The 14,248-nt window shown below is 67.7% G+C and carries 16 protein-coding genes and 1 tRNA gene; 1 reads left to right on the forward strand and 16 read right to left on the reverse strand.

The genetic code is table 11. The features are described from left to right. The 16 genes from GH815_RS03960 to GH815_RS04035 all read right to left on the reverse strand — a co-directional run. The coding region (locus GH815_RS03960; RefSeq protein WP_153747461.1) for a hypothetical protein at positions 1–583 on the reverse strand (583 nt) is incomplete at its 3' end. 103 nt (positions 584–686) lie between these two features. After that, a tRNA-Ser gene (locus GH815_RS03965) sits at positions 687–776 on the reverse strand. Positions 777–1,179: 403 nt separating this feature from the next. Beyond that, entirely contained in the window at positions 1,180–2,133 is a 954-nt protein-coding gene (locus GH815_RS03970; protein ID WP_153747462.1) for a 2-hydroxyacid dehydrogenase, read from the reverse strand. Further along, positions 2,133–2,471 (reverse strand): tRNA-binding protein, encoded by a 339-nt coding sequence (locus GH815_RS19120; RefSeq protein ID WP_343030651.1) that lies wholly within the window; start codon positions 2,469–2,471, stop codon positions 2,133–2,135. The genes GH815_RS03970 and GH815_RS19120 overlap by 1 nt, the downstream gene beginning before the upstream one ends. Then, positions 2,468–3,289 carry a pyrroline-5-carboxylate reductase gene (proC, locus tag GH815_RS19125; protein WP_153747463.1) on the reverse strand — a complete coding sequence of 274 codons (822 nt, stop codon included), beginning with the start codon at positions 3,287–3,289 and terminating at the stop codon, positions 2,468–2,470. The genes GH815_RS19120 and proC overlap by 4 nt, the downstream gene beginning before the upstream one ends. A 33-nt stretch (positions 3,290–3,322) precedes the next feature. Continuing rightward, complete coding sequence (locus tag GH815_RS03985; protein WP_153747464.1) at positions 3,323–3,826, reverse strand: type III secretion system chaperone family protein; 504 nt, start codon at positions 3,824–3,826, stop codon at positions 3,323–3,325. Positions 3,827–4,048: 222 nt separating this feature from the next. Next, positions 4,049–4,234, reverse strand: coding sequence for a hypothetical protein (locus GH815_RS03990; RefSeq protein ID WP_153747465.1), 186 nt, complete (start codon positions 4,232–4,234; stop codon positions 4,049–4,051). Next, a complete protein-coding gene (locus GH815_RS03995; protein ID WP_153747466.1) occupies positions 4,231–4,569 on the reverse strand; it encodes a hypothetical protein in 339 nt (112 codons plus the stop codon). Before GH815_RS03995 ends, GH815_RS03990 begins: the two co-directional genes overlap by 4 nt. Positions 4,570–4,622: 53 nt before the next feature. Next, on the reverse strand, positions 4,623–4,925 hold the full coding sequence (locus GH815_RS04000; protein WP_343030652.1) for a hypothetical protein: 303 nt from the start codon (positions 4,923–4,925) through the stop codon (positions 4,623–4,625). 106 nt (positions 4,926–5,031) lie between these two features. Beyond that, the gene (locus GH815_RS04005) at positions 5,032–6,603 is read right to left on the reverse strand and encodes a GMC family oxidoreductase (RefSeq protein ID WP_153747467.1); all 1,572 of its coding nucleotides are present in this window, start codon (positions 6,601–6,603) and stop codon (positions 5,032–5,034) included. A 20-nt stretch (positions 6,604–6,623) separates the two neighbouring features. Continuing rightward, positions 6,624–7,148, reverse strand: coding sequence for a twin-arginine translocation signal domain-containing protein (locus GH815_RS04010; RefSeq protein WP_153747468.1), 525 nt, complete (start codon positions 7,146–7,148; stop codon positions 6,624–6,626). Between the two features lie 65 nt (positions 7,149–7,213). Beyond that, a complete protein-coding gene (locus GH815_RS04015; RefSeq protein WP_343030653.1) occupies positions 7,214–7,609 on the reverse strand; it encodes a VOC family protein in 396 nt (131 codons plus the stop codon). A 98-nt stretch (positions 7,610–7,707) separates the two neighbouring features. Further along, positions 7,708–7,998, reverse strand: a complete 291-nt coding sequence (locus tag GH815_RS04020; RefSeq protein ID WP_153747469.1) for a ribbon-helix-helix domain-containing protein — start codon at positions 7,996–7,998, stop codon at positions 7,708–7,710. 116 nt (positions 7,999–8,114) lie between these two features. Continuing rightward, positions 8,115–8,288: a hypothetical protein gene (locus tag GH815_RS04025; protein WP_153747470.1), complete on the reverse strand. Its 174-nt coding sequence runs from the start codon at positions 8,286–8,288 to the stop codon at positions 8,115–8,117. Between the two features lie 13 nt (positions 8,289–8,301). Further along, on the reverse strand, positions 8,302–9,273 hold the full coding sequence (locus GH815_RS04030; RefSeq protein WP_153747471.1) for a glycosyltransferase: 972 nt from the start codon (positions 9,271–9,273) through the stop codon (positions 8,302–8,304). Positions 9,274–9,359: 86 nt separating this feature from the next. Next, complete coding sequence (locus tag GH815_RS04035; RefSeq protein ID WP_153747472.1) at positions 9,360–11,873, reverse strand: cation:proton antiporter; 2,514 nt, start codon at positions 11,871–11,873, stop codon at positions 9,360–9,362. Between the two features lie 209 nt (positions 11,874–12,082). On the opposite strand from GH815_RS04035, the gene GH815_RS04040 reads away from it, so the two are divergent. Continuing rightward, positions 12,083–14,245 carry a malate synthase G gene (locus tag GH815_RS04040; protein WP_153747473.1) on the forward strand — a complete coding sequence of 721 codons (2,163 nt, stop codon included), beginning with the start codon at positions 12,083–12,085 and terminating at the stop codon, positions 14,243–14,245. Positions 14,246–14,248 lie beyond the last annotated feature (3 nt).

The following is a 14,248-nucleotide window of genomic DNA, read 5'->3' on the forward strand; positions in this document are numbered from 1 at the left end:
AGACCTTCCTTTCCGCCATCGCCCTCGCCGCAACCGTCCTGTTCTGGCTTTGACGATCAATGAGTCTGGAGCCTAGATTGCCCCCGATAAACAAGAAAAGGGCACCTGTGATTAAAGCGCGCTCTGGCCAGAACCCAGCCTCGGGCATGACAACGAAACTGCCCACCCGCCCCTCGCCGCCCGTCACCACCCACTGTCCGACCAGCAACAGCAGCGGATAGGCCACCGCCAGCAGCAGGGCGGTGTCGTAAAGCCGCCAGGTCAGCGCGGCGCGAAAAAGGGTGGGCCAGGTGTCGCGGTCGCTGGCCTCGTCGCAATACCGGCGCCAGACCCACATGACGTTTCGTCGGGTCAGCGTGGTGTAGATCTGGGTGTAGCTGGACTTTCGCAGCGTTCCGGCAAGGAACCTGCGGCTCTCGCTTTCCGAAATCCCCAGTATTGCAACTAACCAGAGGACCAGCCACAGCAGGACCGAGACCCAGACCTTCCAATGCGGCATGAACGCCACCAGAAGGGCCACCGCGCAGCCGGTAACCACGCCCCAGATCGCCAGATTGATTCCGACATGGCCGGTCTCGCTCACCACCCGCGCCTCGCCCTTGTCCGGCGCAGACTGGCGCAACCGGAGCGTCGGCGAAAGCCCCGACTGCCCCTGTGGCGAAACGCACCAATGGATCCGGAGGGTGTGGCGGAAGCGGTGGGATTCGAACCCACGATACGGTTCCCCGTATGCCAGTTTTCAAGACTGGAGCCTTCAACCACTCGGCCACGCTTCCGACAGGCCGGGCGCTGGCGATTGCAGCGGCCGACCGGCCCTTGTTGTAACCACAGTCCGGTTGCGCGGTCCAGTGCCGCTTGCAGGCCGGGCGTGGCGGGGGGCTGAGGGGCGTCGCGCGCCATTGTCCGTAAGACTGCGCTCCCGTCCTACCCGGGATCCATGCCTCCCACTCACGGTCCAGCCGGGTGAATCAAAGGCATGGGGCATGTTCAAAGCCCCTCGGCGGATCGTCTTCCCGCCAAGCGCCGCAAGCGTTAAGCGGTGCTTACCCCGCCTGCGCCCCGGCTACGACTTTCCGTTGTGGCCAGAACCGCGCGGGGAATGCCCAACTCCGCCGCGCCAACCTGTCGGGGGGCAGGCCCGGCCGGTCCTGACCCGCCAGTTCGCAGCCGGGGCCGGGATCAGACCGGATTGGGAAGCGGCGCACCGGCAAGGAAGGCGCGGATGTTCTCGACCGCCATCATCCCCATGGACTCGCGCACCTCCAGCGTCGCGGTGCCCAGATGGGGCAGAAGCGCGACATTCTCCATCGCCAGAAGCGCTTGCGGGACCTGCGGCTCGAATTCGTAGACATCGAGCCCCGCCCCCGCGATCCGCCCCTCGGACAGGGCTGCGATCAGCGCGGCCTCGTCGACCACATCGCCGCGCGAGATGTTGACGAAATGCGCGTGCGGCTTCATCGCCGCGAACAGGTCCGCCCCCATCATGTGCCGCGTCTCGGCACCGCCCGGCACGCAGGAGACGACGATATCGCAGGCCGCGCCCAGCGCGGTCAGGCTGTCCACCGGCGTTGCGGGGAAGTCGAGCGCCTTGGGCGTGCGGGTGTAATAGACCACATCCATGCCGAAACCGAAATGGCAGCGCCGCGCCAGTGCCTGGCCGATATTGCCCATGCCCACGATGCCCAGCGTCTTGCCGGTGACATGCAGCCCCAGCATCTGGGTCGGGTGCCAGCCCTCCCAGCGCCCGGCGCGGACCATGCGCTCGCCCTCGCCCCCGCGCCGACAGGTCATGAGGATCAGCAGCATCCCGATATCCGCCGTCGCATCCGTCACGGCGCCCGGCGTGTTGGTCACGGCGATGCCGCGGGCGCGGGCGGCTTCCACGTCGATGTGGTTGTAGCCCATGCCGAAATTCGCCAGCAGCCTTGCCCGTGGCTGATCCACGGCGGCAAGGATCCCGGCCGAGAAACGGTCGCCCAGCGTGGGCAGCACGATGTCGAACTCGGCCAGCGCGCGGCGCATCTCGTCCTCGGACATCGGCAGGTTGCTTTCCCGCATCTCGACCTCGCCCAGTTCGCGTACGGCCGGTCCCACCCGGCCCGGCATCGACCGCGTCACCAGAATTCTTGTCATCAGAACATCCTCCCCCCGATCGGTACATCCTTGTCAGGCCCGATCAGAACTACCTCGCCATCCGCGTCGGGCAAGCCCAGAACCAGCACTTCGGACATGAACCGGCCGATCTGCCGGGGCGGGAAGTTGACCACCGCCAGCACGCGCTTTCCCGGCAGTTCGTCGGGGGTGTAATGCTTGGCGATCTGGGCCGAGCTTTTCTTCTCGCCGATCCCGGGGCCGAAATCCACCCAGAGCTTGATCGAGGGTTTGCGCGCCTGCGGGTAGGGTTCGGCGCGGGTGATCCGGCCGACGCGGATATCGACCTTCAGGAAGTCGTCATAGCTGATGTCGCTCACGATCCCAATTCCTTGCTGCGGGCGGTGGCGGCGGCGACGGCGCGGTGCAGAAGCGGCGGGAACCCCGTTTCCGGGTCCATCAGCACCGAAAGCGCCGCGGCCGTGGTGCCTCCCGGCGAGGTGACATTGACGCGCAACTCGGCCGGGCTTTCGGCCGACTGTTCGGCAAGCTGGCCCGCGCCTGCGACGGTGGCGCGCGCAAGGTGCAGCGCCATGGCGGGCGGCAGGCCCTGGGCCTCTCCGGCGGCGGCCAAGGTCTCGATCAGGTGAAAGACATAGGCCGGGCCAGAGCCGGAAACGGCGGTCACCGCATCCATCTGGTCCTCGCTCTCCAGCCGCAGGGTCTGGCCCACCGCCGAGAGCAGCGTTTCGGCAAGCGTCAGCCCCGCCTCGTCGACCTGCGCATTGCCGATCAGCGCGGTGATGCCCCGGCCCACCGCCGCGGGCGTGTTGGGCATGGCGCGGATCACCGGGGCCGATGCGCCCAGCCGGTCGGCAAACCAGCCCAGCGTCAGGCCCGCCGCGACTGACAGGAACAGTGTTCGCCCATCGGCAAGACCGGCGATCTGCGGCAGTGCCGCCTCCATCGCCTGGGGCTTGACCGCCAGCAGCACGATGGCGGGCGATGGGGGCAGCGTCTCGTTCAGGTGCAGCCCTTCGGCCGCGCGGGCGCGCAGCCAGTCGGACGGGCCGGGATCGACCACCCAGACCGCGTTCGCGGGCAGCCCGCGCCCGAGCCAGCCCGCCAGCAGCGCCGAGCCCATCTTGCCGCAGCCCAGAAGCACCAGCCCCCGGGCGGCGAGGTCGTCCATATCCATTCACATGACCCCTGTTTTCCTCGGGGGGCGAGGTTAGGCGCGGCCGTACGCCTCTGCAATGGCGACTTGCAGCGCATCCTTTGGGCTGCGCTCGCCCCAGGCCACAAGCTGGAACGCGGGATAGAACCGTTCCGAAGCCGAGACCGCGGCGCGGATCAGCCGCTCGATCTGGTCGGGCGCGACCGGCTGGCCCGCCGCCAGCATCAGCCCATGGCGCCAGACCATCAGCCGCTGGTCATGCCAATAGGTAAAGGCACCCGCCCAGCACATGTCGTTGGTCGCGTTCAGCGTCTCGTAGAGCACGGCCAGCCGGTCCTCGGGCGGTTCCATCTCGAAGGTGCAGATCAGCCGCAGCACCTCGTCATGGCCCGACCAGGCCAGCGTGATCGCATAGGTCCGCCACTGCCCGGTCACCGCCATCGCGATCTGGTCGTCGGTCACGCGGTCGAACTCCCAGTCGCGATGCTCGGCGATATGCTCGACAACGTCGATGGGGTGAAGGTCCTCGCTGTGCAGGAAGTCTTCGGAAAGCGACATGACCGGCCTCTTGGGTTGTAGCCTTGCGCGGCGTGTGCCCCACAAGGATTAGCTGCCTGCTCGAAGGTCTTCGGTTATGCCCGTCTGACCTTACAAGATATGGTGGTCCCAAAGCCGGATTCTGTAAAGGAGAATTTGGTTACCGCGGACTTCGCACCCGCAATATCTTGTGGAAATCCTGTAGCGCGACAGTCAAAGTTACAGCAGGGCGGTTTTGTGGCATCAGCCAGGCCCCTGTATCAGCAGCTCGCCTCTTGCGCCCCTCGCCGAGGCCTTGGCGGCGACGGTGTAGCTGACCTCGACCGCTTCCATCCGGAACCTCGTGGGATGCTCGTCCTTGTCGGACATGTCGCCGAAACCGGACAGGGCGGCTTGGGTATCGGCGCGGAGTTGATCGAGAAAGGTCATCTCGCGCCTCCCATGACAGGATTTGTCAGGTCGCGCAGTACAGACTTGCGGAAACGCTGGGAAGGGGCCGAGCGGCGCTGTGCCGCCCGATCCAGGCCGCAGGAGAGCTTGGACGCATGACCGTCATCAGAATGATTCTGCGCGCGCTGAAAGCGGCGCTTCTCGGGTCGGCGCGTGTTGTCGTCGATTGTCCGCGATGCGGCCAGCCGATGGCGCGCGACCACGGCTGCCCGCGCTGCGACCGCGCGGCATGGAAGGCCCTGACGGACAGAAACTGACGACGACATCAGTCTGCCCGCCGCGGCATCCTGATCAGGCAGGTACGCGCGGAACATCACGGTGACGATCAGCGCCAGCCGTCATGTGCCGGGACGTCGGGGCGCCCCGCTCAGGCGCGCTGGGCAAAGACGCGGGCCGAGACCTGTTGCAGCCCGCGCACCAGCAGAACGCCCATCGCGCCGTGATAGACGATGGTTCCTCCCAGCAGGTGCAGCGTGCGCAACAGCCCGCCCGTCACGGCCCCGGCTGCCACCACCCCCAGCGAGACCACGACCGAGACGATCAGCGCGATCAGGATGGCGCGGCCGTTCGGCCCCAGCCTGCGGGCGACGATGGCGCGGCGTTCAAGCTCGGCAGCGCCCAGCAGAAGGGACAGCGAGAAACCCAGATAAAGACCGAGGACCAGCAGCACCGTCTTTCTTCCCCTCTGTTGCGGCCGGTGCATCCACCGGCTTTCCGTCCAGCGTTACCCAAGGCCGCGCCGCCCCGCAAGGCGCCGCGGCCCCTGTTGGCCGATGTCAGAGGGTCTGTGCCGCCATTTCGCGCGCGATGTGATCGGCCTGCCGGATCGCCAGCGCCACGATGGTCAGCGTCGGGTTTTCCGCCGCGCCGGTGGTGAATTGCGAGCCGTCCGAGACGAACAGGTTCGGGATGTCATGGCTTTGCCCCCAGCGGTTCACCACGCCATCCCCGGGCCGTTCGCTCATCCGGTTGGTGCCCAGGTTATGCGTGCTGGGATAGGGCGGCGTCGGGAAGGTGCGGGTCGCGCCCACTGCCTCGTAGACGGCCCTGCCCTGCCTGTAGGCATGGTTGCGCATCGCGATGTCGTTGGGGTGGTCGTCGAAATGGACATTCGCGACCGGCAGGCCCCACTGGTCCTTGACATCGGCGTTCAGCGTCACGCGGTTGGTGTCCTGCGGCATGTCCTCGCCCACCAGCCACATGCCCGCCATGTATTCATAGGCATCCAGCGCCGTGGTGAACTCGCGCCCCCAGGCGCCCGGGTCAAGGAAGGCCGCCATGAACGGAATGCCCAGCGCCAGCGTCTCCATCTCGTAGCCGCCGACGAAACCGCGGCCGGGATCGTGGCGCGCCTCGTCGCTGATGATCCCCGCCATCGTGGTGCCGCGCCACATGCGCACCGGCTTGTCGAAGGTCGCATAGACCGAGCCCGTCATGTGCCGCATGTAGTTGCGCCCGACCTGACCCGAACTGTTCGCCAGCCCGTCGGGGAACATGGCGGAGGCCGAGTTCAGCAAGAGCCGCGGGCTTTCGAAGCTGTTGCCCGCCACGCAGACGATCCGCGCGCGCTGGAATTGCAGGTTGCCGTCCCGGTCGAAATACTCGACCCCCGTCACCTTGCCCGCATCGTCATGCAGGATGCGCGCGGCATGGGCGCGCTCGCGCACTTCCAGATTGCCGGTCGCCTCGCCGCGGGGGATGTCGGTATAGGCCGCCGACCATTTCGCGCCCCATTTGCAGCCCTGAAAGCAGAACCCCGTCTGGTGGCAGAAACTGCGCCCGTCATATTCGGCCGAGTTGATCGCCATGCGGCCAGTATGGACCTGCGTGTAGCCCAGCGCCTTGGCGCCCCTTTCGAAGAGCAGGTAGTTGTTGTTGCCGGGCAGCCCGGCTATGCCGTTGGTGCGCGTCACCCCCAGCTTCTTCTCGGCGAGGTCGTACCAGGGGTCCATCTCGGCGGCGTCGATCGGCCAGTCCAGCAGGTTCGCGCCCTCGACCGCGCCATAGGTGGTCAGCGCCTTCCATTCGTGGTCCTGAAAGCGCAGCGAGGCACCCGCCCAATGGGTCGTGGTGCCGCCCACCGCCTTGACGATCCAGGCGGGCAGGCCGGAAAAGTCCTTGGCCACGCGCCAGTCGCCGCTGGTCGTGCGCGGGTCCAGCCAGGCCAGTTGCCCGAAGCTTTCCCATTCGTCATTGACGTAATCCTCGGGCAGATAGCGCCCGCCGGCCTCCAGCGCGACGACGCGCACGCCCTTCTGCGCCAGTTCGTTGGCCAGAACGCCCCCGCCCGCGCCGGTGCCGATGATGACCACCACGCTGTCGTCGGTCAGTTCGAAAGATGCAGCCATTGCCAGTCCTCCCCCAGACCTCAAAGCCAGTCGATGTCGTTGAAGCCGCGCTCGATATAGCCTCCCCGGCTATAGCTCTCGCCCTCGTAGCCGAAGATCGGCCAGACCGCTTTCTGGTTGTAGAGCCCCGTCACCAGCCCGCCGCGGACCTGCTGAAAAAAGGCGCTGTCCTCGATCGAGCGCAGGATATCCACGCGGTCGCGTTCCCAGCCGGTGTCCAGATAGCTCGCGAACCCCCTGGCCTGTGCCGCGGCATCCAGCGCGGCGATCCCCTCGGCGATGCCCGGGGCGGACTCGGCGCTGTCGTAGCCCTTGACCGCGATGACGTAATGGGTGTCGGGGATGCGGTCATGCGGATAGATGTCGCGCGCCATCCGGACCAGCGTCGCAAAGGTTTCGGGCGCGATATGGCTGGTCTCGTAGGCCCAGGCCGCATCGGGCGCGGCGACAAAGCCCGCCCCCACGACAAGGGATGCCCCCGCGGCACTCGCGCGCGACAGAAGCTGACGCCGGGTCAGACCCCGGATTGCTGGCTGAAGTGTCATTCTGTCTCCTCCCTGAATGACGTCCGTGATGTCCCGGGGCGGCCTCCCAACCGCCCGGGAATTCCCTATTTGAATCGTCCCCCGCGTTCGAGAACCTCGATCTGGTAGCCATCGGGATCGGCGACGAAGAAGAACCGCGCGATCACCTCGCCCGCGGGGGCAAAGGCGACCAGCTTGCGCGGGGCAAGCCCCTCGGCCTCGAAGCGGGCATGTTCGGCGTCCAGATCCGCGACCGACACGGCCAGATGGCCATAGCCGTCGCCCAGCGCATAGGGCTCGGTCCGGCCCTTGTTCACCGTCAGTTCAAGCTCGAACCCGGTTTCGGAATTGCTCATGTAGATCAGCGTGAACTCGGGAAAGTCGAGCCGGTCGGCGACCCTCAGCCCGAACGCCTTTTCATAAAACGCCACCGAGCGCGCCTCGTCGAGCACGCGGATCATGCTGTGGATTGCCTTGGCCACCAATGCCTCCCGCCGGTTGTTGCTGGTTTCGGGTCCAGCATAGACCGCGCGGATGGCCTTGCGGGTAGTAGCGCCTTACTACCCCGCGCCGAAAGCCGTCATTCGGCGGCCATGGCCACCCCGCCGCGGTGCCCGGTCTCGATGAAGACCAGACAGGCGCAGCGCAGCAGCGAGGTGAAATTCAGCGGCTCGCCATGCAGTTCCAGTACCTCGGCATGCAGCCGCGACAGGAAGGCGGGCGTGGTGACGCCCTCGGTCGCGGCAATCTCGTCCAGGATCGCCCAGAAGCTGTTTTCCAGCCGGATGCTGGTCGAATGACCGTTCAGCCGCAACCGGCGCGTGGTCGAGCGGTAGCGCTGCGGATCCTGCCCCGCGAAAATCTGGCACATGGGCCGTTTCCCTCCCTGACAGGCGGTGCCGTTCCCGCGGCCGCCGCCCGGTTCCTCTCCCGATCCGGCAGCTTAACCCGGATCGCGTGCCCGCACCAAGCGCGATGCGCAATGGCTCAGCCGACAAGCCCCGCCAATAGCCGCGCCCGCGCCGGGTACAGAGTGGCGGCCGCATGGCGGGCCTCGGCCGCGGCGCGCGCGCCCTGCCCCAGTTGCGCGGCCCGGCCCCGGTCATCCAGAAGCCGCGCGATGGCCTCGGCCAGCGCCTCGGGGTCGCGGTGGTCGACCATCTCGGCCGAGATGTCATGCGCCAGCGGCCATCGCCTCGACCAGCGACCAGGACAGCACGAAGGGCACGGTCAGGTAGACATGGACATGGGTCGATTGCAGCAGGTTGCGCCAGGGCCCGCGCGCCAGCAGCCCCGGCCAGTGCAGCCGCGCCGGGTCAAGATCAAGCTCGGCCAGCATGTGCCGTTTCCAGCTTGTGCCATCGGGCGGCCCCGCGCCATAGGCCGCGCGGTCCTGCCCGCCGATCACCGCATGCAGCCCCGGCCTGCGCGCCTGCAACAGCGCCAGCGCGCGCATGAAGTCGGGAAAGCCGCGGGTCGGCTCCATCCCGCGGGTGGCATAGCTGACGATCTCGGCGCCCTCGGGGATCGTGACCCCCGGCAGGTCAAGCCGGGCCTGCGGATCGGGGGTGAAGAAGCCGGTATCGACCCCGTCATGCAGCACCGTCAGGCGGTCGCGGATCCAGCCGGGGAACTGGTCGGCCTGGAACTGCGTCGGACAGAGCACCAGATCGGCCTCGGCCAGGTCCAGAAGCGTCGGCGCATTGCGCGCCAGCGCCAGCGCGCGGCGGTCTGCGTCATTGCCGGGCGGGATCGGCCCCACCGCATCCACGGGCGGAAAGCGGTAATACCATTCGACATAGCTGACCAGTTTCGCCTGCGGCCAGACCGCCCGGGCAAAGGTGCCCGCACCCCAGCCCGAATGCGCTACAACGATATCGGGCGACAACCCGGCCTGCCGGGCGGCAAGGGCGGCATTGGCAAAGGCCTGTCCGTTGATCATCGCCGCTTCCAGCGGGCGGGCAAACCGGTGGACGCCCTCGGTCGGCGTGCGATGCGGGGTCATGCGGAACATCCGGCAGCCCGGCGGCGGCACCGCATCCGTGCGCTCGGTTACGAAGGTGACCGACCAGCCCTGCCGCGCAAGATTGGCGCCGAAGGCCCCGAACTGGGCGGGAAAGTTCAGATGCGAGAAGAGGATATTCATGGCCGGCCGATGCGCTGCCCGGCGTGGCGGCCGGTCCGGCTGCAACTATACGGCGAACGCGCGCCCGGGCAATGGCCGCGCAGCGCTCAGGCGGCGTCCAGTCCCTCGGGAAACAGCGTCTCGGGGGCGATGCCGCGCTTGCGCGCGCTGTCCAGCACCGCCGCCTGCACCGCCGGGCTGCGCCGCAGAAGCCGCCGGAACCGCGCCTCGTCCAGCACCAGAAGCGTCGAGGGCGCGATGGCACGCACTTCGGCGCGGCGCGGTTTCTGCATCAGCACCGCCATCTGGCCGAACATCTCGCCCCGGCCCAGCCGCCATGTCTGGCCCGCGCTTTCGGCCTCGACCGCGCCCGAGGCGATGAAGAACACGCTGCGCGGCTGGCTGTCCTTGCGGATCAGCACATCGCCCGCATTGACATAGCGCGTCACCAGCGCCCGGGTCAGCCGCTTGCGCGCCTTGCCGTCGATATCGTCGAACAGCGGAAAGCAGCGCACCAGTTCCGCCTTTTCGACCGCCAGATCCAGCCGCGGGCGCGAATCCAGCCCGGCGCGGCGGCGGGCAATGTCCTGCATCAGCGTCGCATGCAGTTCCGCCCCGATCAGCCCGTCCTCGCGCATCGCGTCATATTCGCGTTCTTCCAGCCGCAGCGCGGTGCGGCGGATGAAACGGCGTTCCAGTTCCTCGGCATAGCCGGGATATTGCAGCCGCAGCCCCTCCAGCGCGGTATCGACCGCCTCGGCCCGACGGGCCAGCAATTCGTGCAGCAGATCGGCCACCCGGCGGCCATGGATGCGCCGGATCCGGCCGTCGATGAAGCCGTGCAGATCGCGCAGGATCAGCCGTTGCGACAACAGCAGGTCGAACCGGTCCGCCGTCATCCGGCCCAGCGGGCGCGAGAACCGCAGCCGATTATGCAGCCGCACCGCCATTCGGAAGGTGCGGCCATAACCGACACTGACCCGCGCCGCGCGCTGATAGCCCAGCCGCCCGCCGGTGCGCGCGCCCTCGATCAGCCGGTCGGCATCGGACAGGATCCGTTCGGACAGCGTGGACGACATGGTGCGGTCCCTGATCCGGGCGAGGATCGCATCGCGCTCGGCCCCGGCCAGCGCGATCAGCCCCAGCGTGATCCGGTCGCGGTCAAGGATCTCGGCATTCTCCTCGGCCGCCTTCACCGCGCCATCCAGCCGTTCGCCGAAGCGCTTGGCCTCGGAGCGGACGATGTCGCGGGTCAGTTCGTAATTCTCGGTGGTCCGGGCGACATCCTCGCGCACGGTCTGAAGCGCGACCGCGATCACCTGGTTCGACAGCGCCTGGTCGATCGGCGACAGCCGGTCCAGCCCCAGCCGGCGGATCACCCAGCGCAGCGTCGTGCCCTGCACGATCAGCGTGAACAGCGTGAAACCCGTGGCCAGGATCGCGACAAGGCGCTTGACCTCGACCGGCACGCCGACGCTTTCGGTCACCGCCAGCGCCAGCGCCAGCGTGACCGCACCCCGCAGCCCGCCCCACAGGATCGCCACGCGATAGGGCCGCTCGACCACCGGCGAGAGCCGGATCAGCGACAGAAGCGGCAACAGCCCGTAAAGGATCAGAACCCGCGCGGCCAGCGCGGCCAGGATCACCACGCCGATCAGGGCGAAATCGCCGATCCGCACCTCTTCGAGGATGCGCGGGATCAACAGCGCGGCCAGGATGAAGATCAGCGCCCCCGCCCAATGCGCCAGCAGATCCCAGACCTCGCGCAGATTGGCCCAGGACGCGGGCGGCAATCGGCCCGGCCCCATCAGGTTCAGCGTCAGCCCGGCCGTGACGACGGCGATCACCCCCGAGGCACCGACGATCCGTTCGGCGATGATGAAGGCCAGATAGGGCAGCGCCACCGAGACAGAGATCTGGGCAAGATCGTAGCGCCCGAACAGCGACATCATCCCGACCGCGAGCCGCGCCGCAACCCAGCCGGTCAGGATCCCGCCCCCGATCAGCAGCGGAAAGCGCGTCAGCGCCTCGCGCAGCGTGGGATCGGGCACGCCCAGCATCACGAAGCCGATGAACAGGCCGAACAGCGCGATGGCGGCGGCGTCGTTCAGCAGGCTCTCGCCCTCGATGATGCGCGCCAGCCGTCGCGGAGCCGAGATCGAGCGGAAGATGCTGACCACCGCCGAAGGATCGGTGGTCGAGACGATGGCGCCGATCAGCAGGCAGGCGGCCAGCGGCAGCGCACTGGCCCAGGACAGCGCGTAGCCCACCGACAGTGTCGCCACCACAACCGCGACCACCGCCAGCACCAGGATCGGCACCCAGTCGTCCAGCATCCGGCGCAGGTTCATCCCCAGCGTGACCTGGAACAGCAGCGTCGGCAGGAAGACATACAGGAACACGTTCGAGCGGATCGGCAGTGCCAGGATCGCCTCGGCCACCGGGTTCAGCGCATCGGTCAGCTCGGTGCGCAGCAGAAAGATCGCCCCGCCCCCGATCAGGATGCCGAGGACCGCAAGGATCACGGTATAGGGCAGCCGCAGCCGCGCGGCCAGCGGCTCGGCCGCGCCGATCAGCAGGAAGAGGGAGGCGATGATTGCCGTCAGCAGAACGATATCCATGGTCTCAACATAGCGCAGGCCGCGGGCCGGGCACCACGGGGTGCAGACGGCAAAGCGGCGGGAAAACGCGCAGCGCCGGGGATTTGGCCGGATCGGCGGCGCGGCGCGGGTTTTGCGGGCGGGGACGGTGCCGGGCAGCAACGCTGCACTTGCATTGCGGGCGGGGAATTGCTCTGAGCTATGCAGGACAGGGCAGCATGGAGGCGAAGATGGGCGGCGAGACATATCAGGACCGGGCCGGGCTGAAGGTCGCGGCCGTGCTGGCCGATTTCATCGAGGCCCGCGCGCTGCCCGGCACCGGGATCGAGGCGGGCGCCTTCTGGCAGGGCTTCGCCGGGCTGGTGCGCGACCTGAGCCCGCGCAACCGCGACTTGCTGGCGATCCGCGAACGGATGCAGCAGCAGATCGACGCCTGGCATCTGGCGCGGCGCAACCAGCCCCATGACCACGAAGCCTACAAGGCGTTCCTGACCGAGATCGGCTATCTGCGCCCCGAAGGTGCTGCGTTCGAGATCGAGACCGCCAATGTGGACCCCGAGATCGCGACCGTGCCGGGGCCGCAACTGGTGGTGCCGATCACCAATGCCCGCTACGCGCTGAACGCCGCGAATGCGCGCTGGGGCAATCTCTATGACGCGCTTTACGGCACCGATGCGATGGGCAGCCCGCCGCCGCCCGGCCGTTATGATCGCGGCCGGGGCGCGCGTGTCGTGGCGCGCGCGCGGGTCTTTCTGGACGAGGCGTTTCCCATCGCGGGCACCAGCCATGCCGATGCGCGGCGCTATCACGTCAGGGGCGGCGCGCTTCTGATCGACGATCTGCCGCTGGAACAGCCCGAAAAGTTCGCGGGCTATCGCGGCCACCCCCGCGCGCCCGAGGCGGTCCTGCTGCGCAATAACGGGCTGCATGTGGAACTGGTCTTCGACCGCACCCACCCGGTCGGCGCGCGCGATCAGGCCGGGCTGGCGGCGGTGCAGATGGAGGCCGCCGTTTCGGCGATCATGGATTGCGAGGATTCGGTCGCCTGTGTCGATGCCGAGGACAAGGTGGCGGCCTATGCCAACTGGCTGGGCCTGATGAAGGGCGATCTGAGCGCCGAATTCGACAAGGGTGGCGAACGGCTGACCCGCGCGCTGGAGCCCGACCGCACCTATACCGCCCCCGATGGCAGCATGCTGACCGTCAAGGGCCGGGCGCTGATGCTGGTCAGGAATGTCGGCCACCTGATGACCAACCCGGCGATCCTGGATGCGGATGGCGCCGAGGTGTTCGAGGGGCTGATGGATGCCGCGCTCACCACGCTGATCGCGCTGCATGACCTGAAAAAGACCGACGGCCCGCGCAATTCGCCCGCGGGGTCCATCTATGTCGTCAAGCCCAAGATGCACGGCCCCGACGAGGTGGCCTTTGCCGACGACACCTTTACCCGTGTCGAGGAAATCCTTGGCCTGCCGCGCTACACCGTCAAGCTGGGCATCATGGACGAGGAGCGACGCAGTTCGGTCAACCTCAAGGAATGTATCCGCGCGGCGAAGCACCGGGTCGCCTTCATCAATACCGGCTTCCTTGATCGCACCGGCGACGAGATCCACACCTCGATGGAGGCGGGGCCGTTCAGCCGCAAGGATTTCATCAAGCGCAAGGCCTGGATCACGGCCTATGAGAACCTGAATGTCGATATCGGGCTGGAATGCGGGCTGTCGGGCCGCGCCCAGATCGGCAAGGGCATGTGGGCGATGCCAGACCGGATGGCGGCGATGCTGTCCACCAAGATCGAGCATCCCAAGGCCGGGGCGAATTGTGCCTGGGTGCCCTCGCCCACCGCGGCCACGCTGCATGCGCTGCATTACCACCAGGTGGATGTGCTGGCGGTGCAGGCGGGGCTGCGGAAGGGCGGCCGCCGGGCGCATGTGGACGGGATCCTCGAAATTCCGCTGGCCGCCTTCCGCAAATGGTCGCGCCCCCAGATCCTGCGCGAGGTCGAGAACAACGCGCAGGGCATCCTGGGCTATGTCGTGCGCTGGATCGACGCCGGCGTGGGCTGTTCCAAGGTGCCCGACATCAACGATGTCGGCCTGATGGAGGATCGCGCGACCTGCCGCATCTCGGCCCAGCATATCGCCAACTGGCTGCATCACGGCGTCGTCGGCGCAGACGAGGTGATGGAGGTCATGCGCCGCATGGCCGAGGTGGTGGACCGCCAGAACGCCGCCGATCCGGCCTATGTGCCGATGGCGCCGGGCTATGAGGGGATCGCGTTCCAGGCTGCCTGCGATCTGGTGTTCAAGGGCCGCGTCCAGCCCTCGGGCTATACCGAGCCGGTGCTGCATGCCCGCCGGATCGAACGCAAGGCGCAGTTGCAGCGCCCCTGACCT

The organism is Rhodovulum strictum (genome assembly GCF_009649175.1).
Taxonomy (GTDB): Bacteria; Pseudomonadota; Alphaproteobacteria; order Rhodobacterales; family Rhodobacteraceae; genus Rhodovulum; species Rhodovulum strictum.

What these genes read in the sequence shown, in the direction of transcription:
- GH815_RS03970 (WP_153747462.1), bottom strand. Translation starts at nt 2,133, where the DNA reads ATGACAAGAATTCTGGTGACGCGGTCGATGCCGGGCCGGGTGGGACCG.
- proC (WP_153747463.1), bottom strand. Translation starts at nt 3,289, where the DNA reads ATGGATATGGACGACCTCGCCGCCCGGGGGCTGGTGCTTCTGGGCTGC.
- GH815_RS03985 (WP_153747464.1), bottom strand. Translation starts at nt 3,826, where the DNA reads ATGTCGCTTTCCGAAGACTTCCTGCACAGCGAGGACCTTCACCCCATC.
- GH815_RS03990 (WP_153747465.1), bottom strand. Translation starts at nt 4,234, where the DNA reads ATGACCTTTCTCGATCAACTCCGCGCCGATACCCAAGCCGCCCTGTCC.
- GH815_RS03995 (WP_153747466.1), bottom strand. Translation starts at nt 4,569, where the DNA reads ATGTTCCGCGCGTACCTGCCTGATCAGGATGCCGCGGCGGGCAGACTG.
- GH815_RS04005 (WP_153747467.1), bottom strand. Translation starts at nt 6,603, where the DNA reads ATGGCTGCATCTTTCGAACTGACCGACGACAGCGTGGTGGTCATCATC.
- GH815_RS04010 (WP_153747468.1), bottom strand. Translation starts at nt 7,148, where the DNA reads ATGACACTTCAGCCAGCAATCCGGGGTCTGACCCGGCGTCAGCTTCTG.
- GH815_RS04020 (WP_153747469.1), bottom strand. Translation starts at nt 7,998, where the DNA reads ATGTGCCAGATTTTCGCGGGGCAGGATCCGCAGCGCTACCGCTCGACC.
- GH815_RS04025 (WP_153747470.1), bottom strand. Translation starts at nt 8,288, where the DNA reads ATGGTCGACCACCGCGACCCCGAGGCGCTGGCCGAGGCCATCGCGCGG.
- GH815_RS04030 (WP_153747471.1), bottom strand. Translation starts at nt 9,273, where the DNA reads ATGAATATCCTCTTCTCGCATCTGAACTTTCCCGCCCAGTTCGGGGCC.
- GH815_RS04035 (WP_153747472.1), bottom strand. Translation starts at nt 11,873, where the DNA reads ATGGATATCGTTCTGCTGACGGCAATCATCGCCTCCCTCTTCCTGCTG.
- GH815_RS04040 (WP_153747473.1), top strand. Translation starts at nt 12,083, where the DNA reads ATGGGCGGCGAGACATATCAGGACCGGGCCGGGCTGAAGGTCGCGGCC.